This is a genomic window from Thalassotalea profundi, assembly GCF_014653195.1.
Lineage (GTDB): Bacteria > Pseudomonadota > Gammaproteobacteria > Enterobacterales > Alteromonadaceae > Thalassotalea_B > Thalassotalea_B profundi.
This window is the reverse complement of record NZ_BNAH01000002.1, coordinates 247024-269879: the sequence shown is the minus strand read 5'-3', so window position 1 is coordinate 269879 and position 22856 is coordinate 247024. Positions and strand designations below refer to the sequence as shown.

At 36.3% G+C, this 22856-nt stretch carries 19 protein-coding genes; 6 read left to right on the top strand and 13 right to left on the bottom strand.

Annotated elements, in window-relative coordinates:
* The first annotated feature begins 5 nt into the window (after positions 1 to 5).
* Positions 6 to 1271, top strand: a complete 1266-nt coding sequence (locus IE155_RS03365; protein ID WP_189376693.1) for an inorganic phosphate transporter — start codon at positions 6 to 8, stop codon at positions 1269 to 1271.
* Positions 1272 to 1537: 266 nt separating this feature from the next.
* Positions 1538 to 2742, top strand: a protein-coding gene (locus IE155_RS03360) for an IS3 family transposase (RefSeq protein ID WP_189376692.1) whose coding sequence is annotated in 2 segments (ribosomal slippage) — positions 1538 to 1889 and positions 1889 to 2742 — 1206 coding nt in all. Because the reading frame shifts where the segments join, the coding sequence is not laid out codon by codon here.
* A gap of 45 nt (positions 2743 to 2787) precedes the next feature.
* On the opposite strand, the gene IE155_RS03355 is transcribed toward IE155_RS03360, so the two are convergent.
* A complete protein-coding gene (locus IE155_RS03355; RefSeq protein ID WP_189376691.1) occupies positions 2788 to 3069 on the bottom strand; it encodes a peptidylprolyl isomerase in 282 nt (93 codons plus the stop codon).
* Between the two features lie 314 nt (positions 3070 to 3383).
* Between IE155_RS03355 and IE155_RS03350 the strand changes: the two genes are divergently transcribed.
* Genes IE155_RS03350 through IE155_RS03340 form a run of 3 tightly spaced genes read left to right on the top strand, consistent with a single transcriptional unit; the run spans position 3384 to position 5548 of the window.
* Positions 3384 to 3938 carry an RNA polymerase sigma factor gene (locus IE155_RS03350; RefSeq protein WP_189376690.1) on the top strand — a complete coding sequence of 185 codons (555 nt, stop codon included), beginning with the start codon at positions 3384 to 3386 and terminating at the stop codon, positions 3936 to 3938.
* Positions 3925 to 4611 carry a hypothetical protein gene (locus tag IE155_RS03345; RefSeq protein WP_189376689.1) on the top strand — a complete coding sequence of 229 codons (687 nt, stop codon included), beginning with the start codon at positions 3925 to 3927 and terminating at the stop codon, positions 4609 to 4611. The genes IE155_RS03350 and IE155_RS03345 overlap by 14 nt, the downstream gene beginning before the upstream one ends.
* A gap of 4 nt (positions 4612 to 4615) precedes the next feature.
* Positions 4616 to 5548, top strand: a complete 933-nt coding sequence (locus IE155_RS03340) for a hypothetical protein (protein WP_189376688.1) — start codon at positions 4616 to 4618, stop codon at positions 5546 to 5548.
* Positions 5549 to 5652: 104 nt separating this feature from the next.
* Here the strand turns inward: IE155_RS03340 and IE155_RS03335 are convergent, their stop codons facing one another.
* The 5 genes from IE155_RS03335 to IE155_RS03315 form a co-directional block, all read right to left on the bottom strand.
* A complete protein-coding gene (locus tag IE155_RS03335; protein WP_189376687.1) occupies positions 5653 to 6066 on the bottom strand; it encodes a hypothetical protein in 414 nt (137 codons plus the stop codon).
* A gap of 229 nt (positions 6067 to 6295) precedes the next feature.
* The gene (locus IE155_RS03330; protein WP_189376686.1) at positions 6296 to 8467 is read right to left on the bottom strand and encodes a malate synthase G; all 2172 of its coding nucleotides are present in this window, start codon (positions 8465 to 8467) and stop codon (positions 6296 to 6298) included.
* Between the two features lie 281 nt (positions 8468 to 8748).
* Positions 8749 to 9456 carry an LrgB family protein gene (locus IE155_RS03325; RefSeq protein WP_189376685.1) on the bottom strand — a complete coding sequence of 236 codons (708 nt, stop codon included), beginning with the start codon at positions 9454 to 9456 and terminating at the stop codon, positions 8749 to 8751.
* A gap of 2 nt (positions 9457 to 9458) precedes the next feature.
* Positions 9459 to 9866 (bottom strand): CidA/LrgA family protein, encoded by a 408-nt coding sequence (locus IE155_RS03320; protein ID WP_189376684.1) that lies wholly within the window; start codon positions 9864 to 9866, stop codon positions 9459 to 9461.
* 8 nt (positions 9867 to 9874) lie between these two features.
* The gene (locus IE155_RS03315; protein ID WP_189376683.1) at positions 9875 to 10813 is read right to left on the bottom strand and encodes a LysR family transcriptional regulator; all 939 of its coding nucleotides are present in this window, start codon (positions 10811 to 10813) and stop codon (positions 9875 to 9877) included.
* A gap of 320 nt (positions 10814 to 11133) precedes the next feature.
* On the opposite strand from IE155_RS03315, the gene IE155_RS03310 reads away from it, so the two are divergent.
* A complete protein-coding gene (locus IE155_RS03310) occupies positions 11134 to 12732 on the top strand; it encodes an isocitrate lyase (RefSeq protein ID WP_189376682.1) in 1599 nt (532 codons plus the stop codon).
* A 124-nt stretch (positions 12733 to 12856) separates the two neighbouring features.
* On the opposite strand, the gene IE155_RS03305 is transcribed toward IE155_RS03310, so the two are convergent.
* The 7 genes from IE155_RS03305 to tkt form a co-directional block, all read right to left on the bottom strand.
* Positions 12857 to 14947: a prolyl oligopeptidase family serine peptidase gene (locus tag IE155_RS03305; protein WP_189376681.1), complete on the bottom strand. Its 2091-nt coding sequence runs from the start codon at positions 14945 to 14947 to the stop codon at positions 12857 to 12859.
* A gap of 198 nt (positions 14948 to 15145) precedes the next feature.
* Positions 15146 to 15916, bottom strand: coding sequence for a DUF481 domain-containing protein (locus IE155_RS03300; RefSeq protein WP_189376680.1), 771 nt, complete (start codon positions 15914 to 15916; stop codon positions 15146 to 15148).
* Positions 15906 to 16736 (bottom strand): mechanosensitive ion channel family protein, encoded by an 831-nt coding sequence (locus tag IE155_RS03295; RefSeq protein WP_189376679.1) that lies wholly within the window; start codon positions 16734 to 16736, stop codon positions 15906 to 15908. The genes IE155_RS03300 and IE155_RS03295 overlap by 11 nt, the downstream gene beginning before the upstream one ends.
* Before the next feature lie 127 nt (positions 16737 to 16863).
* A complete protein-coding gene (gene fba / locus IE155_RS03290) occupies positions 16864 to 17928 on the bottom strand; it encodes a class II fructose-bisphosphate aldolase (protein ID WP_189376678.1) in 1065 nt (354 codons plus the stop codon).
* A 392-nt stretch (positions 17929 to 18320) separates the two neighbouring features.
* Positions 18321 to 19493 carry a phosphoglycerate kinase gene (locus IE155_RS03285; RefSeq protein ID WP_189376677.1) on the bottom strand — a complete coding sequence of 391 codons (1173 nt, stop codon included), beginning with the start codon at positions 19491 to 19493 and terminating at the stop codon, positions 18321 to 18323.
* A gap of 71 nt (positions 19494 to 19564) precedes the next feature.
* On the bottom strand, positions 19565 to 20581 hold the full coding sequence (gene epd / locus IE155_RS03280) for an erythrose-4-phosphate dehydrogenase (protein ID WP_189376676.1): 1017 nt from the start codon (positions 20579 to 20581) through the stop codon (positions 19565 to 19567).
* Between the two features lie 136 nt (positions 20582 to 20717).
* Positions 20718 to 22703, bottom strand: coding sequence for a transketolase (tkt, locus tag IE155_RS03275; RefSeq protein WP_189376675.1), 1986 nt, complete (start codon positions 22701 to 22703; stop codon positions 20718 to 20720).
* Between the last annotated feature and the right edge of the window lie 153 nt (positions 22704 to 22856).

The window sequence follows — 22856 nt, the reverse complement described above, 5'->3', positions numbered from 1 at the left end:
CGCTCATGGAAATATTATTATCACATGGCTCAATCTTAGTCATGCTAGCCGCAGTTGTCGGCTTTTTTATGGCTTGGGGTATTGGTGCAAATGATGTTGCTAATGCAATGGGAACGTCTGTAGGCTCAAAAGCCTTAACCATTAAACAAGCTATTATTATCGCAATGGTGTTTGAATTTGCGGGTGCATATTTAGCTGGTGGTGAGGTTACATCTACCATCCGTAAAGGCATTATAGATGCGTCTTTTTTTGTTGATACGCCTGAACTTCTTGTATTTGGTATGATTTCTGCCTTGTTTGCTGCAGCCACATGGTTGCTTGTAGCTTCAATGCTAGGCTGGCCTGTATCTACAACGCATTCTATTATAGGCGCTATTATTGGATTTGCTGCTATTGGTGTGAGTGCTGATGCGGTTGAGTGGGGAAAAGTTGGTGGTATTGTCGGTAGCTGGATAATTACCCCGCTTATTTCTGGTGTGATCTCATTTCTCATTTTTAATAGTGCTCAGAAACTTATTTTTGATACAGATAAACCTTTAGATAATGCTCGACGTTATGTGCCTTTGTATATGTTTTTAGCGGGCTTTGTATTATCGCTAGTAACAATTAAAAAGGGTTTAAAACATATTGGTTTAAATATTCCATCTGCTGATGGCTTTGTTTATGCGATAGTGGTTGCAGTTATAGTGGCTATTATTGGTAAAATTTTTATTAATCGCATTAAGTTTGATGAAAAAGTTAAAAAATCAACACACTATGCTAATGTGGAAAAAGTATTTGCAATTTTAATGGTTATTACGGCTTGTTGTATGGCGTTTGCCCACGGCTCTAATGACGTAGCTAACGCTATTGGACCTCTTGCTGCTGTAGCTAGTATTGTCAGTAATGGTGGTGAAATTGTTAAGCAAGCTGCGTTAGCGTGGTGGATTCTTCCTTTAGGTGGGTTCGGTATTGTTGCAGGATTAGCGTTATTCGGACATCGTGTAATTGCCACTATTGGTAATGGTATTACTCACTTAACACCGAGTAGAGGCTTTGCGGCTGAACTAGCTGCGGCGTGTACCGTTGTTATTGCTTCGGGTACAGGTTTACCTATTTCTACAACGCAAACTTTAGTAGGCGCTGTTTTAGGTGTAGGTATGGCTCGAGGGATTGCTGCTATTGATTTAGGTGTAGTGCGTAATATTGTAATATCATGGGTTATTACACTCCCAGTTGGTGCTGGCTTATCAATTTTATTTTTCTGGATGATGAAAGCGATCTTCATTTAGTTTTTAAATCATATTGAACATTGTCGCTTTTTGTCATCCATGGCACCGCGACATTGCCTGCAAGGATGCAGGTACTTAGATTTTGTCAGGAACTATAAATTTGACCGTTCGTCCTGAACATTGTCGCTTTTTGCCATCCATGGCACCGCGACATACCGTTCGTCCTGAACATAAAAAGGCCAATCATTGATTGGCCTTTTTAATTATATATTTTGACCCGTCCTAAATAAGGTTGACACTTTTCCAACAACAAATTGGAGAGAGTCATGAAATCAACCACTAAACGTACTCAAAAAGATTATTCAATCGCTTTTAAATTAGGTGTTGTAGAGCAAGTAGAACGAGGTGAGTTAACCTATAAGCAAGCGCAAGATAAATATGGAATACAAGGTTGTTCTACCGTATTAACTTGGCTTCGCAAGCATGGTCGACTAGATTGGTCTAAAGGAACCCCTATTTTCTTAACCCAAGGTTTTGCTATGGCTAAGTCACAATTACCTCAAACACCTGAGCAGCGTATTAAAGCATTAGAAAAAGAATTAGCGGATAGTCAGCTTAAAGCTCAATTCTTCGAAGCGGTTGTTAATGTACTAGAAACTGACTACGGTGTACGCATCACAAAAAAGCAAAAAGAGCAGTTATCGAACAAAAAACCATAGCGACGCTATCGGTTATTAAGGCATGTCACTTTATTGGTATTACTCGCCAAGCCTATTACAAACAATGTATAGCTCAAGTAAAGCGTGACATACATGAGCAACGAGTACTCAGTTTTATAATGGTTGAACGTATGAATCAACCAAGGATTGGTACGCGTAAGCTTAAATATTTATTGTCATTACAGCAATTGTTCATTGGTCGAGACAGATTATTTAGCTTACTTGCATCCCATCAAATGCTCGTATCACGGCAACGTGCTTATCATAAAACAACGAACAGCCATCATCATTTTACTTGTCATCCAAACCTAATCAAAGCAGGTTTAGTGCCTGAAAAGCCTGAGCAACTCTGGGTAGCAGACATTACTTATTTGCCAACAGCTACGGGTAATACTTACTTGAGCCTAGTCACCGATGCTTTTTCAAGAAAAATCGTTGGTTATCATGTTGATGACAATATGAAAACAGACTCGGTTAAGCTCGCTTACGCTAAAGCATTAAAGCAAAGAAAATCAAACAACATCTTAGTACACCATTCAGACAGAGGTGTGCAGTATTGCTCAAGTGAATATCAACAGCTTCATAGGCATTACCAAACTAAGTGTTCGATGACTGATGGTTACGACTGCTACCAAAATGCGTTGGCTGAGCGAATCAACGGTATCTTGAAGAATGAATATTTATTGATAAAACCTAAGGATTTAAAGGAGGCAAGAAAAATGGTGGAACAATCAGTCACTATCTATAATCAAAGAAGGCCGCATACGGCTTTAAAATACAAAACGCCCGATGAAGTGCATCAGGCGTTTTAATCCAAAATGTGTCAACCCATGTTAGGACGGGTCATTTTCTATTATTTAATCGTTGCGAGCGGTAACTTCGATCAGATGATAGCCAAATTGTGTCTTCACTGGTCCTTGAACTGTGTTTACAGGAGCTGTAAATACTACGTCCTCAAATTCCTTAACCATTTGTCCCTTTCCAAAAGAACCTAAAGCGCCACCTTGCATTTTTGATGGACAATTTGAATGTTCTTCTGCTACTTTCGAAAAATCACTACCATTTTCGATATCTGATTTTAGTGCTAAGCACTGTTCTTCGCTATCGACTAATATGTGTCGGGCTGATGCTGTAACCATAAGTTAATTTACTTCTCTATAATTAATACTCGCAGCAACAGTAACTCATTTACAAAAATTTAAAAATTCTAAAATAATATATATCACATAGAGTTTATATCAATTGGTTATGATGTGAATAATAAATACCCAATGTGGATGTTTATTAACTTATAAATACTTACATAAGAGTATTTATATTCTTAACATTTTGATAAATAAAGAAATATAAAATATTTCGATTTTTTACCATTAATTTTCAAACTTTTTTAAGGCTACTGACGACTTTATTAATGTCGGTAATTATTTATTTCATTAAACTTTTAGGAAAATATGTGTTTGAACGAAGCGATGAAACGCTGATTAAACAAGTACTCAAAGGAAAAAAGGCTGCTTGGATCACATTGGTTAAACGCTATGAAAAACCATTGTTTAACTATGCGTTACGGATGGTTAATCACCGAGAAGATGCATTGGATCTTATGCAAGATGTATTTGTTGCTATATTTCGAAATTTATCGTCATTTCGAGGGGATAGTCCATTTAAAGGATGGTTATTTAAAATAGCTCACTATCGTTGCATTGAGTTCTACCGCAGGAAACGTCCCATGCAAGGTTTGGATGATTTACCGGAACAAACAGGTGACATAGCTGATACGTGTCCTGAATATTTAATGAATTCGAGTCAACAATCCCAAAAGTTACACAAAGCATTAGCACTATTACCTATTAATCAAAAACTAGTGGTGGAAATGAAGTTTTTTCAACACTGTACCTTTGATGACATTGCCAGGCAACTTGGGTTGTCTGTAAACACAGTTAAATCAAGATTATATAGTGCATTAGATAAATTAAAAGGTCATCTGGAGTTAGAACATGAAAGCACCTAATGATAAGAATATAGAGCAACAATTTAGTCAGTGGTTAGATCAACAGCAAGAAAATACAACGATTGATGAGTTCACCTTTGAAAAACATAGTCAGTGGCACGAGCGTGAAAATACAGCCAGATATATTGCTCATCAAATAGAAACTGATATCGAAGAAGATGTACCCAACTGGAATCGGGGGAGTGCATTTGTACAAGATAAATCACCTTGGTGGCAGTGGCATGGATTACCTGCAATGTCGATGGCATTTTCTCTATTTGCATTGTCTCTTGTTATTTTTAAAGTAGATTTCACGATAAAAGATGGGGCAATGATGATTAGTTTTTCTGGCAATGAAACGATAAAAAAACAAGCTGATATTGAGTTAATGATTGACCAAAAATTACAAAGCTTTGCAAGTGAACAACAGGTGTTATTAGCGAATTATGCGGCTGATATTAAAGTGAAGCAGCAAGACAATAACCTGCAATTAGCAAGCTATATACTAAATGCATCAAGAAAAGAACGTAAAGAAGATATAGGTGATTTTGTTCAATATATTAACGAACAACGGGCTGATGAACAATTTAATAACCAGATGAAATTTAAACAGCTTGAACAAGCTTTATTTTATAAAAAATCGCATTACGATGAGCCAAATAGTACCCCGGCAAATTGGATAACTGAGGAGTAGTACAATGACAAATATTAAACCAATTATGGTTTCAATCGCCATGAGCTTAACCACACTTTCTGTACATTCAGCGACTCCAGAGCTTGATGACATGTATAAGCAATTGAAGATTATGAATAATATTATTCGCTCTTCTGCGGTTGACCGTTCAAAATCAAATGTAGTGGAACTATCAAGCGTTAATAGTACTTATTTGAAGGGGCAAGGTATTGTTTTTACGATCAATTCAAGCTCCCGTTATAGTACTTGGCGAAATCAAAGCTTTAACTTTTCATTACCCGAAGTTCCTGAATTTCCAGAGGTGTCATTTGGTACTCCTAATGTTTCAAATTTCGATTTACCTATGAATGAAAAAGCCCTTGCTGAACTTACAACAAATGCATTAGAAGAAGCGGCTGAAAGCTATGAGCTGGCGATAGAATCAATGGAAAGTCAGCAAGAGAAATATCGTGAGTTAAGAGAATCTCAAAGAGAATTACACTATCGTGCAAGAGAAATTGAGCGTGAAACTCGAGATATAGACTACCAATTAAGGCTTGCTGAAAAAGATGAAAAAGAAAAATTACTTTCAAAAAAGGAAAAGTTCTCTGAGAAACGTGATGCTTTAGAAAAGAAATCTAAAGAGTTACGCAAGAAAGCAGTAGCGTTGAAAAAAGCACAAGATCAAAAAAGACAAAAACAATTAGAGGAGCGTGGTACTTATTATTCAAAATTAGCTTTATCATTAGCAGATACTTTTTGCTTATATGGTAATGGTTTGAAAGCATTACCCAAAAATGAAAATGTAAGCGTTATATTAAAGTCTGGAGGTGATCAAGATAAAAGCCGCTTTAAAGATAAAATTTATGTTTTCAGTAAACAAGATATTAGTAGTTGCTCTGCAGATAAAATATCAGCTGAACAGTTATTAACAAAAGGCTTTGGATATCAGTTTTAAATTTAATACATTTACTCTCGTTAAATATCAGAAAAAAAGCCACATAATGTGGCTTTTTATTTGGTGTAGCGTTAAACATGGAGATTGATTCAGCTGTTAACTTACTATTGGTAAGAAACAAGTTGGATATTATCTTTATCTTCAACCACTTCTTTTAAGTCGTCTTGATTTTTTGGTGGAGTAAAAAAGGATAGTAATACTTGTAACTTATCATTAAATAAAGCGGTTAATTCATAAACCTCATTCCCTTTTTTACTTGGGCAAATATTTTGTTGCTCAGCACCTTCATTCTGCTCATGTGTTAGAAAGTCATCTGCAATGGGTACCATTAAATTATTAGTGTACCTTGAGTTACCACCATTAGAATGTTGAGGTAGTGCATAAATGAGAACAAAATTTTTATTTTTAAGAATTAAAGGTGAATTTCTTTTAATATCTTCTGCTTGAGTTCTAAGTACAGTAAAGCTTGTTAGACTGATCAAACAGATTAAAATAATTAAATTTATAAGTGATTTCATTGAGCAGTCCCCTTCTCAAAAGTTCACAGTTAAATAAGACATACTTTTAACAAAGTTACTTTTATTTACATTAATATAATAACTAGTTTACTGTTTAACCTATATTAATACCAATAAATTAGGTTAAACAGTAGCAAATATAAGATTAGCTGCTTTTATAAGCAGATTACTTACCCATTGTAAAAGCGGCAAAAGTATAAAATAATTTTACATTGAGGTAAAACCATTCTTAATGCGAATCTTTATAGTTTAAACGGTATTGATGCAATAGAGGCTCAGTGTAACCGCTGGGCTGCTCAGTTCCTTTAAATACAAGGTCACAAGCGGCTTTAAAAGCAATATTAGTGTCAAAGTTAGTAGCCATTGGTTGATATTGATTATCACCTTTGTTCTGCTCGTCTACAATACTTGCCATTTTCTTCATGCTAGCTAATACTTGCGACTTAGTACAAATTCCATGCTTGAGCCAATTGGCAATATGTTGACTAGATATACGTAATGTAGCGCGGTCTTCCATTAAGCCAACGTTATTAATATCTGGTACTTTTGAGCACCCAATCCCTTGGTCTATCCAACGAACTACATATCCTAATATCCCTTGAGCATTATTGTCTAGTTCGTTATTGATTTCCTCAGTACTCCAATTGGTATTTTCTGCCAAAGGAATTGTTAGAATATCATCAACGTTAGCTGGTGACCTTTTACTCAGCTGTTGTTGTAAACTTAATACATGGGTTTGATGGTAGTGAATAGCATGCAATGTAGCGGCTGTAGGAGAGGGAACCCATGCCGTATTAGCGCCTGCTAGTACATGGTTTATTTTGTTAGCAAGCATATTCGACATTTGATCAGGTATTGGCCACATCCCTTTTCCTATTTGCGCTTTGCCACTAAAACCACAAGCTAATCCGATATCCACATTGTTGTCTTCGTAGGCACTTATCCACGGCGTTAATTTTATATCCGCTTTCTTTGCCATAACTCCAGCATTCATCGAAGTATGAATTTCATCGCCTGTTCTGTCTAAGAAGCCAGTATTAATAAACACCACTCTTTCTTTTGCGGCATAAATACAGTTTTTTAAATTAACACTGGTACGTCGTTCTTCATCCATAATGCCCATTTTTATCGTGTTAGCAGGCAATTTAAGCAAGGCTTCAACTTTTGAAAATAATAAATTTGCAAAGGCCACTTCCGCAGAACCATGCATTTTAGGTTTTACTATGTAAATTGAACCGGCTTTGCTATTGGTTTTGCTTCCTAAACCTTTTATGTCGTGAAGAGCAATTAAAGATGTTATAACGGCATCAATAATCCCTTCGGGTGCAGATTGCCCTTGTTGCGTTAGTACAGCATTATTGGTCATTAAGTGACCTACATTACGTACAAACATTAAACTGCGTCCTGATAACGAATTGGTATTTCCTAAAAGGTCATGATAGGTTTTATCGTTAGCCATTGTCCGAGTAAATGTTTTTGAACCTTTTTGTATTTTTTCGGATAATGTTCCTAAGTTAAGTCCCAACCAATTACGGTATGCAATAACTTTATCGCTAGCATCAACAGCGGCAACAGAGTCTTCACAATCCATAATTGTTGTTAATGCTGACTCAAGCAAAACATCACTAACACCAGCGATGTCTGAATTTGCAATAGGATTATTGGCGTCAAAACATATTTCTAAATGTAATTCGTTGTGTTTAAAAATAATTGAATCAGGCTGCTCAACAGTTCCTGTATAGCCTAAGCATTGTTTAGGATCATCAAGTTGTTGTTTGTCACCATTTATCAAAGTAGCTACTAGGCTATTATCGAGTATTTGATAACGTTTAACCTGCTCATGTTTACCAGAAGCTAAGGGAATAGCTTGATCAAGAAAATCACGAGCAAATTCAATTACTTTTTGTCCACGAATTGGATTATATTGGTTAGATTTTTCAGCACCATTATCACTACTAATTGCATCTGTACCGTACAGTGCGTCATATAAGCTCCCCCAACGTGCATTAACCGCATTTAGAGCAAATCGAGCATTCATTATAGGGACAACTAATTGAGGGCCTGCCATCGATGCTAATTCAGCATCTACGTTTACGGTTGAAATCTTAAAGTCGTCAACTTTTGGCTCCAAATACCCGATTTCTGTTAAAAATGCTTTGTAATCTGCGAAGTTAAATAAATCACCTTGATGCTGGTTATGCCATTGATCGATCTGATGTTGAAGCGATTGTCGAGTTTCTAGTAATTCTTCATTTACCACACTAAACTGATTAATAATATCTGAGAATCCTTGCCAGAAGTCTTGCTTATTTAACCCCAGATTTGGCATAACTTCTTTTTCAACAAAGTCATATAAACATTCAGCTACTTGGATTTGTGCAATATTAATTCTGTTTGTCATGAGAACCTCGAAGAATGTTGTGTTTAATGGAAGCTTTTAATTGAAAGCACATTATCTGATAGTTGGAATGTAAATGTAATTGATTTTGTCTGCAATAGAGATTAATTTCACATGATCAGTGTTGTCTGGTTAATGTTTGTTTAACTTTTTGATTTTTAAGTAATAATTATTGTTTTTTGTGATTTTTATAACACTATTGTATTGATAGATATGTATTATTCATATGGTGAATATGTATGTGTTGTTTTTACTTTATTATGAATATTACGTGTAAACATAATCTAACCACCTATTAGATTAATCATTATTGGTATCAATACAGGACCTATTATAGCTGTAACTGAGGCAGATAATATTAATGCTAGTGAACTGTATGCGGCGTGTTGGTAACTTATTTGACTAATAGTTGCAGTACCTAAAGCATGACTTGCGGTGCCGATAGCTAATCCTTGAGCATTGGCGGAGTTAACACCAAGCAAAGTTAACCATTTGATCCCCCAAATAGCCCCAAATAATCCAGCAATAATTATAGTAAAAGCTGTTACTGCAATATTGCCGTTTAATTGTTCTGTAATAGCAATCGCAATAGGCGTTGTGATGGACTTTAGAGAAAGTGAAATTGCAATTTCTTGCTGAGAGATTATTATCCAGGTAAGTGCAAAGCTACTTATAATCGCTAGTAATGATGCCAATATGAGTAATAGGACAATAACTTTCCATTGTTTTTTCATAGCATGTAATTGTTGATATAAAGGAAAGCCTAAAGTGACTACAGAGAGCTCTAATAAAAAATTTAAAGGTTCAGTGTTGTTATCATAAAATTCATAATCTATTTGAAAATTATATAAGCCTAAGATTAGAAATAGAATAGTTAACAGCATAGGGTTAAGCCATACTTTGTTGAGTTTAGCTTGTAGTTTTACAAAACTTTGATAAGTCAGTATTGTCAGGATACAAGTTAACGCTATTAACATTAGACGACTTTCCATTTTTAACTATGCCTACTAGTATCATTATTGGTAGGTTTTGTTTGCGATTTTTCTTCGTGCTTTTGGTAAATAAGCCCTACAAAAGTGAGTACTAAAAATGTAGTGACAAAAGTAATAGCCACAATAGCTAATCCATGTTGTTGTATTAATTGTTTATGCTCAATAATTCCTACGCCAGCAGGTACAAAACATACTCCCATGTGACGAATGGCCCAAGTAGTGAATACACTGATTCTTTCGGCACTTATCCACTTTAATTGTAATGATAAAGTTAATATAGCCATACCATAAAGGCTAGGCGGAAGGCCTCCCGTTATTGCACTAATGCCATAGCCTAATCCTAGACAAATTAATAAAGAAACAATGGCATATGCTATATTTATCCATTGATGTTTTATAATTTTTGTCATAATTCTTGTTAACTACTTTCTTTTGCAGCTTCAATCACTAATTGTCTAAACCAAATATGGCTAGCATCATGATGTAACAAGGGACTCCAGATCATTTTCAATTCTATATCTGGGATCTCAAAAGGGGGGGGTAATATGGTGTAATTTGCATCATTTTTATGTAGTAAGGCCGCTTTTGTTGGTAATGTTGCTACTAATGCATCTTCATAAGCAAGTTGCATAGCAACATGGTAGTTACGAGTAAATACTTTGATGTCTCGCTTCTTGCCTATTCGGGCAAGTGCTTCATCGACCCAGCCTAATTTTTGTACGTCTTTGGGATCCATGCCAACACCAACACCAAAGCCAGTTTTAGATACCCAAACATGTTTAGAGGCTAGATATGTAGCTAAATTAAAATCAGACACAATCTCGTTTTCTGTACTAAGTAAACATGAAAAAGTGTCTCGCCAAATAGTTTTTTGATGAAAAGATTGGGGCAACTCATCAAAACGATTAATTGCCATATCTATCTTACCCGCCTCAACATCATGAAAGGTAACATCACTTGGAGTCATAAAATCAATAGTAATGTTAGGAGCAAGCTGATTTATTTTGCGTAATAAGCTAGGGAAAAGCGTTGAGGCCGCATAATCACTTGCCATTATGCGAAAAACACGCTGACTATTTTTTTCATTAAACTCTTCTTCGCCCTGAAGGGCCTCTTCAAGTTCGAGTAATATTTTCCTTATCACAGGTGCTAAAGAACGAGCACGTTCGGTAGGTACCATTCCGTCAGAGGTGCGTACTAATATAGGGTCATTAAACAAGGTTCTTAATCGCTTTAAACCATTGCTCATTGCTGGCTGGGTAATATTTAAACGGCTTGCTGCTCTAGTTACATTCTTCTCTCGTAATAGAACATCAAGGTAAATAAGTAAGTTTAAGTCGATTTTAGATATATTCATGTAACTAATGGCCATAATAAAAATTATAAGTTAACTATATGTCATGACTTGGCACTTAACGCAAGTGTCTTTTAGTCGACTAAATAGAGAAAAGTACAATAATTCTAGTTATTGGAGAGTGCTAATAAATCGATTACTAGTTGATTAAATTGAAAAATTTATATCAAGAATTATATAAAAACTAGGGGTATATATTTTATGAATGGTAGTGATAAATAATATATATTTCATAAATAGTTGTGAGGTGAATTAGTATTTTGTTATTCGATTTGTTTGTTTACAAGTCGACTTACATAATTTAATCGCCTGGAGAAAAAGCTATGAGTAACTACCGCCAAGAAATAGATGCGTTATCAACACAACTGAAATCAAAAAATAACTGGCAAGCAATTAATGCTGAATCAGTTGCTCGCATGCGTTTGCAAAATCAATTTAAAACAGGGTTAGATATCGCAAAATATACTGCTGCCATTATGCGTAAAGATATGGAAGCATACGATAATGATCCAACAAAGTACACTCAGTCTTTAGGTTGCTGGCATGGCTTTATTGGTCAACAGAAAATGATTTCAATTAAGAAACATTTTGAAAACACCGATCGTCGTTACTTGTATCTTTCGGGCTGGATGGTTGCAGCACTTCGTTCTGAGTTTGGTCCTCTGCCTGACCAATCAATGCATGAAAAAACGTCAGTTGCTAGTTTGATTGCTGAATTATATACCTTTTTACGTCAAGCGGATGCACGTGAGTTAGGTGGGTTATTTCGTGAATTAGATGCGGCTAATGAAGCTGGTGATGCAGCTAAAGCGCAAGAAGTACAAGCACAAATTGATGGACATGTAACTCATGTTGTACCAATTATCGCTGATATTGATGCTGGTTTTGGTAACGCAGAAGCAACATACCTGATGGCGAAACAAATGATTGAAGCTGGCGCTTGTTGTATCCAAATTGAGAACCAAGTATCAGATGAAAAACAATGCGGCCATCAAGATGGTAAAGTAACTGTTCCACATGAAGACTTTTTAGCTAAAATTAATGCTGTACGATATGCATTTATGGAGTTAGGTGTTGATGACGGTGTTATTGTTGCCCGTACCGATTCATTAGGTGCCGGTTTAACCAAACAAATTGCAGTGACAAAAACACCAGGTGATTTAGGCGATCAATATAACTCTTTCTTAGATTGTGAAGAAGTAACCCCTGAAAATATGAACAACGGTGATGTGGTAATAAATCGTGATGGAAAATTAGTGCGTCCTAAGCGTTTGCCGAGTAATTTATTTCAATTTAAACCAGGTACAGGTGAAGCTCGTTGTATTTTGGATTGTATCACTTCATTGCAGCATGGGGCTGATCTGATCTGGATTGAAACTGAAAAGCCGCATATCGGGCAAATTGGTGCTATGGTTGATGAGATTCGCAAAGAAGTACCTAATGCTAAACTAGTATATAACAATTCACCTTCCTTTAACTGGACTCTGAACTTCCGTCAGCAAGTATTTGATGCTATGAAAGAAGCCGGTAAAGATGTTTCAGGTTATGATCGTGACCGATTAATGAGTGCTGATTACGATGACTCCGAATTAGCTATTACTGCAGATGAGAAAATCCGTACTTTTCAAGCCGATGCGGCAGTAGGCGCAGGAATTTTCCACCACTTAATTACATTACCTACTTATCATACAGCTGCTTTATCTACTGATAATTTGGCAAAAGAATACTTTGGTGACCAAGGGATGTTAGGTTATGTATTAGGTGTTCAGCGTAAAGAAATTCGTCAAGGAATAGCATGTGTTAAACATCAAAATATGGCAGGTTCAGATATGGGTGATGATCATAAAGAATATTTTGCTGGTGATGCCGCGCTTAAGGCCGGTGGTAAAGATAATACTATGAATCAATTTGCTAACGTTTAACGTTATGTTTATTTGAAAAATGACTCTACAATAGCAGTCTCACTGCCAACTAAAAAGCCGAATAACTGAGTTATTCGGCTTTTTTATTTGTTATTACTCCTATTGAGATAAGTGTATAAGCGGGTTACTTATCACTAAGTTGTTGTAATAAATAGATGTAATTCATCGCTGCAATTTCTGCTGACTGATTAATGTCTGCAGCACCTGCATGACCTCCTTCAATATTTTCATAATATAAAACGTCATAGCCCATATTTTCCATTTTAGCGACCATTTTTCTGGCATGTGCAGGATGAACACGATCATCTCGGGTAGAACTCGTAAATAAAACTTTAGGGTAGGCTTGATCCCTTTTCACGTTTTGATAAGGAGAATATTCTTTAATATATTTCCACTCACTTTCTATATCAGGGTTACCGTATTCGCCCATCCAGCTAGCACCCGCTAAAAGTTTATTAAAACGTTTCATATCTAACAGTGGTACTTGGCAAATAACGGCATTGTATAAGTCGGGTCTTCGTGTAAATGCGGCAGCCACCAGTAATCCACCATTACTACCGCCTTGTATGCCTAAATATTTGCTAGAAGTTATTTTTTTAGCGATTAGATCCTCCGCAATAGCTTCAAAATCTTCATAGGCACGTTGTCGGTTTTCTTTTAAAGCCGCTTGATGCCATTTGGGGCCATATTCGCCACCACCACGGATATTAGATAATACATAAACGCCGCCTTGCTCTAACCAGTTTAGACCAACTGATTCAGAATAAAATGGCGTTAAACTTACTTCAAAACCACCATAACCATAAAGTAAGGTTGGGTTCTTGCCATTATTTTTTAAATTTTTATGACTAACAACAAAATATGGAACTTTAGTGCCGTCTTTTGAGGTTGCCATAAACTGTTCAAACTTAAATTTGGAGGTATCAAATTTTGCTTTTTTTGTTTTAAGTAAATTAATATTTAAGGATTCTGCGTTGACTTCATTAACCCCTGATGGTGTTAAAAAATCGGTATATGAAGCAAAAAAGCTATCGCTTTCTGTGTTGATATTATAAGCACTAATAGAGCCACTCGTTGGGAAGTCAAAAGCTTCTTGCTGCCAAGTACCAGTTTTATCTAAGCTATATCTAACGAGCTTGTTTTTAACATTATCTAACCAATTAATGATGATATAAGATTTTGTCATCGCAAAGTTATCTATTGATGCCGTATCGCTTGGTTGAACAAAGGTTTTTAATTCAAATTTATTGTTAATAAAGTCTGAAAAATTAGTATAAACAACACTGCCTTGAGTATAGGTTTTATCAGTTAATTCCCAATTGCTTTTCAGTTCAATAAAAATATTACCTTTGTAAATCCCCTTTAAACTTGCATCCGCGGGCATTGGAAGTTTTGTTTTTATTCCTTGATCATAAAGGTATAAGGTTTGGGTATAGAAGCTTTCGCTTTCATAAATAAAGTGATGCTTATTCTCTCCATCTCTTGCAGTAAAACCGCCAATAGTTACAGATGATTGATTGCCTTTAAATAATAATTTTGCTTGCTCAAGGCTCGTACCACGTTGCCAAAGTTTAACTTGTCTAGGGTAGCCAGAATCCGTCATACTTTCACCATCGTTAAAGTCTGTTGCTACCCAAATAGTATCGGCGTTGTACCAACCAACACTGTTTTTTGCTTCAGCTAAAAAGAATCCATCTTTAACAAAGTGTTTATCAACTAAATTAAATTCACGCACTTGAGTTGCATCAGCCCCTCCACGTGAAAGGGAAACTAAACAGCGTTTGTAAGCAGGGTAATAACAAGACATTCCTTTGTAAACCCAGTTTACCCCTTCTTCTTTACTGAGCGCATCAATGTCTAGTACCGTTTCCCATTTGGGATTATCCTTTTTATATTCTGTTAGTGTAGTACGTCGGTAAAGGCCTCTAACATGAGTATCGTCTTTCCAAAAATTATAATAATAATCTCCCTGTTTATTTACACTTGGGATTCGATCCTTATCTTTATAAAGTGACAAAACATTATTTTTAAGTGTTTCAAATTTAGGGTGTGCTTTAAATGTTTTTAGTGCTTTTTTATTTTTGTTTTTAACCCAAGATAGTTGCTTGTCACCTTCTACGTTTTCAAGCCATAGATAGGGATCATCATTAGCATGAATAGGTAATAAAACCAGTAGAAAACTTAAGGTAGCAAGCTGCTTTAAAATAGTTTTCATAAGTGTCCTTTTGTGTGTCAAATTAATTATGAATAATTGATTTAGGATGAATAGTGAACATTCTATATACTTTAATAAAATATAAAAATCACATATGTTAAAAAATAGTTAAATTAACTAGCAGTGAAATTTATATCAGCGTAAATAAAAAACCACGTATATACAACGTGGTTTTTTTATTAAAAAGCGTTTTGTGAATTAGAAGCTATAAACTAATGTAACTGCCGTTTGAGTATCTGTTCTTTCAAAACCATCATCAACGTCAGTATTATGCTCTACTTTGAATGAAAACTTTAATTGTAATGTTTGAATCAACTTAGTTGTTACAGATGTTTCCGCTCTATAACGACTACTTTCACCACTTTTAGGTGCGTATTTAACGGTAAAAGATTGTTTAAAATCAACATGATCATTTATCTTTCGTAGATATAAAGCTTGTGCTTGTACAATAAAAGCAGTGCTTGTTTCACTCGGTACTGTTTCTGTTGCCATCGTTACATCGCGTTTATAACCTGGTCCAATATCAGCAAAAAATGAAGCGACTTCAGTCTTATACCACTCACGCCCCCAACCTGCGGAAATAGTACTTTGGTTATCAAAACCAGTAAAACGGCTATCTTCATAATAGACATCACCGTATACGTAGCTTTTAGTTTTTTTGCTTAATGTATAATTGGTTTTAGATTCTGCAGTCCACTTTTGATCTGTAGTTTCTAATTCTTTCTCACCATTATCATTTTCAACATCTGTTTTTTTAATTAACAGATCTAATGCTAAAGTTGAACGCCATAAATCTTTTTCATATTTAAAATCATAGCCAGCTTTTACGTCAGCGCTTTTAGTATTCCCTGTTTTATATAAAAAACCTAATTCAGCAGACGAGGTAATAGCTGATTTTTCTTTAGCTTCTTCAGCAAAAGATAAAAATGGCGTCAAGCATAACGCCATTGCAATAATGTTACGATTCATCGGAATCCTCTTTATTAACATGTACAGAAACTTGTGGGAATGGGATTTCAATACCTGCTTTATCTAATTCAACTTTAATTGTTTCAAGTAAATCAAAATATACTGGCCAGTAATCAGATGTTTTAACCCAAGGACGAACAACAAAGTTAACAGAACTATCTGCTAATTCGCTAACGCCAACAGTAATTTCTTGGTCTTTTAACACTAACTCATGAGCATTTGCCACCTTGGTTAAAATTGCTTTAGCTTGTGCTAAGTCAGCACTATAGCCAACACCAATAACTAAATCGATACGGCGCATAGGTTTTGCTGAAAAGTTAGTAATATTACTACTGGTAATGCCACCATTTGGAATAATAACGGTTTTATTATCGCCAGTACGAAGTTGTGTAGCGAAAACATTAATTTCTTCAACAATACCTGCAGTACCGGCAACTTCAACAAAATCACCTGATTTAAAAGGCTTAAGTGTTATTAACAAGATACCTGAAGCAAAGTTTGATAGAGATCCTTGAAGTGCTAAACCAATTGCTAATCCGGCAGCACCAACGATAGCTACTAAGGATGAAGTATTAAAGCCTAAATGAGAAATTGCTACGATAAAAGTAATAATGATGAAAATGCCGTAAACAAGGCTGCCAATAAAGCTGACGACTGTTTTATCGAAATTTTTCTTTGTTAATACTTTTTTGGTTGTATTACTGATAACTTTAGCAATAAGTTTACCAATAAATAAGATAGCTAAAGCTATGGCTAATTTTATACCAAAACTAATAATTAAATCTTGGTTGGTGGCTAGCCAATTGGTTATTTGTTCCATGATCATGCTCCCATTTTTTTGAAGTTTGAATTATAGTCAATAATTCAAATGAAACCTATTCTTTTTAGTCTTTACAACAAAAAAAGAGCCGAAGCTCTTTTATTTGATATATTTTAGCTTAATGTTGTTATTTTACAACAGCACGCAGTTCACCTTTTTCATATTGCATAAACATACTTTCAAGAGAAATCGGTTTTATTTTGCTGGCATTACCTGCTGTATTGAAGGCTTCATAACGGGCCTTACAAATTTCATACATAGCTTGTGTAGATGTTTTTAAATATTTACGAGGATCAAATTCACTAGGGTTTTCTGCTAGGAATCGACGAATTGCACCTGTTGATGCTAAGCGTAAATCAGTATCTATATTGATTTTACGAACACCATTTTTAATACCTTCTTGAATTTGATCTACCGGTACACCATAAGTTTCAGGAATTTTTCCGCCAAATTCATTGATAATTGCTAACCAGTCTTGTGGTACCGAAGAAGAGCCATGCATAACTAGATGAGTATTGGGAATACGAGTGTGAATCGCCTTAATTCTATCTATAGCAAGAATATCGCCAGTCGGTGGGCGCGTAAATTTGTATGCACCATGTGAAGTTCCACATGCAATTGCTAGGGCATCGACTTGTGTTTTATTAACAAAGTCAGCAGCTTCTTCAGGGTCTGTTAGCATTTGTTCAGCAGTTAAAACTCCTTCAGCGCCCACACCATCTTCTTCACCAGCCATACCCGTTTCTAAAGAACCTAAGCAACCAAGTTCACCTTCAACTGATACACCGCAAGCATGGGCCATTTCAACAGTGCGTTGTGTTACATCAACATTGTATTCATAACTGGCAGGGGTTTTACCATCAGACATTAGAGAGCCATCCATCATTACTGATGAAAAACCTAACTGTATAGAACGCTGACAAACAGCAGGAGAGGTGCCGTGATCTTGATGCATAACAACAGGTATATTTGGAAATTCTTCAATTGCGGCTAAAATTAAATGACGTAAAAAAGGCGCACCAGCATAACTTCTTGCACCAGCAGAAGCCTGTAATATTACAGGGCTATCGGTATCCTTTGCTGCCAGCATAATGGCTCGTACTTGCTCTAAATTATTAACATTAAAAGCGGGGATCCCGTATCCATGCTCTGCAGCGTGATCTAACATTTGGCGCATAGAAACTAATGCCATGATTTACTCCTGAGGTTGCGTTTATACAATGTTCAATTGTTATACCAATTAAACTAATTATGCGAGTGTTTCTAAAGTGCTAAGCGAAACTATAATTAATAAAGTTGGTGTTAATATCTTTCAAAGTGAAACTTATTTTGTTTCGTAACGTAATTATATCAGAAAAAAAATAGCCTTTGCACTCAGATTTTAGCTTAATTTTTATTAGAGGTTTAATAGTATAAAATCAAAAACCAATTAAGTGGTTGTTTCTAAAGTTTATTTTCTTTTATCTAGAGTTGTTCGATAGTTTCTTTTAATAAAAAATTATAAACTATAACGAAACTTATTAGATGGGAATTGCACTTAACCTAACTAAACGGAGTCTGCTAGGTTAAGTGTTAGCGGTATGTTTATTTTGCGCGTTGTTCTAAAATTTCAACGGCAGGTAATTTTTTACCTTCTAAAAATTCTAAGAAAGCACCACCGCCAGTTGAAATATAGGAAACTTTATCTGCGATGTTATATTTATCTACTGCAGCTAAAGTATCACCGCCGCCAGCGATAGAAAAGGCTGAGCTTTCGGCGATGGCATGTGAAATAACTTCAGTACCTTTAGCAAAGGCATCTATTTCAAAAACACCTACTGGGCCGTTCCATAAAATTGTGCCTGCTGATTTTATTATTTGCGCTACTTTCTCTGCTGTTTGTGGACCGTAATCAATGATGTCATCTTCAGCTGATACATCTGACAATGCTTTAATCTCAGTAATAGAATCATGTTTCCAATCACTAAAACCATCGCGAGTTACGGTAACGTCATCAGCAAAAATCACTTGGGTTTCTTTACATAAACGCTGTGCTTCTGGAATTAAATCCTGCTCATATAATGATTTACCTACTTCATTACCTGCAGCGGCTACGAAAGTATTTGATATACCACCACCAACCACTAAGGTGTCTGCAATTTTTGATAGAGAGTCAAGTACGGTAAGTTTTGTTGATACTTTTGAGCCACCAACTATGGCAACAAGTGGTCGGGCAGGGTTATCAAGTGCTTTGGCTAAGGCGTCTAACTCAGCTGTTAATAAAGGTCCGGCACAAGCTATTGGTGCGAATTTAGCGACGCCATGAGTACTTGCTTGGGCGCGATGAGCGGTACCAAATGCATCCATTACAAAAATATCACAAAGTGCAGCGAGTTTTTTCGCTAGTGCATCATCATTTTTCTTTTCACCAATATTAAAGCGAATATTTTCAAATACCACTAACTCACCGGCAGCTACGTCAACACCGTCTAAGTAGTCCGATACTAATTTGACAGGGGCATCTAATGCTTTTTCAAGATAATCAACAACAGGTTGTAACGAAAATTCATTATTAAATTCACCTTCTGTAGGTCGGCCCAAGTGCGACATAACCATGACTTTGGCACCAGCGTTAAGCGCTAATTTTATCGTAGGTAAAGCAGCTTTCAAGCGTGCATCAGAAGTAATTTTTCCATCTTGAACTGGAACATTTAAATCTTCACGGATAAGTACGCGTTGATCTTTAAGTGCAAGTTCAGCCATTTTAATTACAGACATTAATTTGCTTCCTATTTTTATTAATGAGTTATACCCAATGGTACAATTGTTAAGTGGTTACATTGGCAATGCTAAGTCAGTAACTTCGCCATTTCTTTTGCAGTATCTATCATTCGATTAGCGAACCCCCATTCGTTATCACACCATATAAGCATTTTCACTAATCGTTTATGGCTTACTCGGGTTTGATTACCATCAACAATACATGAATGTGGATCGTGATTAAAATCAATTGATACTAGTGGAGCTTCGCTATAGCCAAGAATACCTTGCAAACCATTACGTTGAGCGGCAACGATTGCTTGATTAATTGCTTCAATATTTACATCACTACTTACCGTTAAACTTAAGTCCATTGCGGTAACATTCACTGTAGGTACACGTACCGCTATCGCTTCGAAACGCCCAGCAAACTGAGGTAAAATTCTTTCAATACCAGCAGCGAGTTTAGTATCAACAGGAATTATTGATTGGCTAGCTGCTCGTGATCTACGTAAATCAGGGTGATATGCATCGATTACTTGCTGATCATGCATTGAAGAATGAATTGTAGTGATGGTGCCACTTTCTACCCCAAAAGCATCATCAATTACCTTAATTACAGGAACAATACAGTTGGTAGTGCAAGAACCATTACTTACAATAACATCATTTTTGGTAAGTAATTGCTCATTCACCCCGTAAATTATGGTAGCGTCAACATCTTGCTCGCCAGGATGTGAAAGTAATACTTTTTTAGCTCCTTGCTGAACATGAATCATCGCTTCGGCATTACTGCCATACTTCCCCGTACAATCAAGCACAATATCTATATTATGCTTTTTCCAAGGGAGTTGTGATAATTCATCACAATGATTTAATGCTATTTCATCTCCAGCTATGGCTAACGTTTCGTCATTAAGTTGTACGTCAAAAGAAAAACGACCATGGGTAGTGTCGTATTTTAATAAATGTGCAATCCCTTTCGCATCAGCCACTTCATTTATTGCTACTAATTTCAAATGTTCTAGTTGCGCATTTTCATAAAGTGCGCGGGCAACACTTCGGCCAATACGACCAAACCCGTTAATAGCAATGTTTATAGGCATAATATAACTTTTATTTTTTGAAACGGTTAATTAAAATTTAGTGTTAAGCAGTTATTTGAATGATAATTCAAACAATGCGCCATTAATTAGATGGCGCATAATTTTATGATATTGAATTACTATTAAAAATAGCCTATTAATTTAGGCTATTAACCGTAGCGACTACGTTCTCTACTGTAAAGCCAAAGTGTTCGAATAAAACATTACCTGGCGCAGATTCACCAAAGGTGGTCATACCGACAACTTTACCGCTTAAACCAACATATTTATACCAAAAGTCAGTATGTGCAGCTTCAATAGCTACGCGCTTAGTGACTTCGGCAGGTAAAACAGCATCTTTATACTGAGCATCTTGTTGGTCAAATATATTTGTCGAAGGCATAGAGACTACGCGAACTTTATTTCCTAATACTTCGGCCGCTTTTAAAGCTAATGACACTTCTGAGCCTGTAGCAATTAAGATAATTTCAGGTGTCCCGTCGCTATCTTTAAGTATATAACCGCCTTTAGCGATATTCTTGAGCTGTGCGTCGTCTCGATTCAATGCTGGTAAACCTTGGCGAGAAAAAATTAACGACGTTGGCGCAGTTTGACGTTCTATAGCACTTTTCCATGAAACGGCAGCTTCAGTTGCATCAGCTGGGCGCCATGTCACCATATTGGGTGTTGTACGCAAATTTGTTAGCTGCTCAATTGGCTGGTGTGTAGGACCATCTTCACCTTGACCTATAGAGTCATGGGTATAAACAAAAATATTTTGGATGCCCATTAGTGCTGACATACGAACTGCGTTGCGTGCATATTCCATGAACATCATGAAAGTTGCACCGTAGTTAATAAAGCCACCATGTAATGATATACCGTTCATTATTCCGCTCATGCCGAATTCACGTACACCATAGAAAATGTAGTTACCAGCAGCGTCGTCCTGAATTCCTTTTGAACCTGACCATAATGTTAAGTTAGAGCCAGCTAAATCAGCAGAACCGCCTAATAATTCAGGTAATATATTCCCAAAAGCTTCAATTGTATTTTGTGACGCTTTACGAGAGGCAATATTGTCGCCTTTTGATTGGCACTCTTGAATGTAAGCATTGGCTTTTTCTTCAAACTCGGCAGGTAAGTCACCTTTGATTACACGACGCTCATATTCAGCGGCGAGTTCAGGGTGAGCCGATTGATAGGCAGAAAATTTTTCGTTCCAAGCTGTTTGACTTGTTTTACCTTTAGCTTTTTGATCCCATTCGCTGTATATGTCAGCAGGTATTTCAAAAGGAGCGTGTGGCCAGTTTAAAAACTCACGAGTTGCTGCTACTTCTTCATCACCTAATGGAGCGCCGTGGCAATCGTGACTACCAGATTTATTAGGAGAACCAAAACCAATAACAGTTTTACAACAAATCATTGTCGGTTTGTCAGTGACAGACTTTGCTTCTGCTATTGCTGCAGCGATAGCTTGTGAATTATGGCCATCTACATTGGCAATTACATGCCAGCCATAGGCTGCAAAACGAGCTGGGGTATCATCGGTAAACCAGCCTTCTACATGGCCATCAATTGATATGCCGTTGTCATCCCAAAATGCAATTAGCTTCCCTAAACCTAAAGTACCAGCAAGTGAACAGGCTTCATGAGAGATACCTTCCATCAAACAACCGTCACCTAAGAAGCAATAAGTAAAATGATTAACAATGTCATGACCTTCACGGTTAAATTGTGCCGCTAAAGTTTTTTCAGCAATTGCCATACCTACGGCATTTGAAACACCTGCACCTAATGGACCTGTGGTTGTTTCAACACCGGGAGTGTAACCATATTCAGGGTGTCCAGGTGTTTTTGAATGTAATTGACGAAAGTTTTTAAGTTCATCAATTGATAGGTCGTAACCAGTCAAATGCAATAAAGAATAGATCAACATGGAACCATGGCCATTTGATAAAATAAACCTATCGCGATCTACCCAATTAGGATCTGTAGGATTGTGTTTTAAAAAGTCTCTCCAGAGAACTTCGGCAATATCAGCCATACCCATTGGGGCACCAGGATGGCCAGATTTTGCTTGTTGAACTGCATCCATACTTAACACACGAATTGCATTGGCGAGTTGTTGACGCGACGGCATAATAGCTCCAGTATATTTTTGTACTTGAATTTTGAGGGCGTAAATTGCGCTTATTTTCGCCTAGCGACTGCTTAACTGCAAATGTTATTACGCTATTTATTATATTTTTCCCACATTATTTACGGTAAATCTCAATATCAACGGTTAATAGGT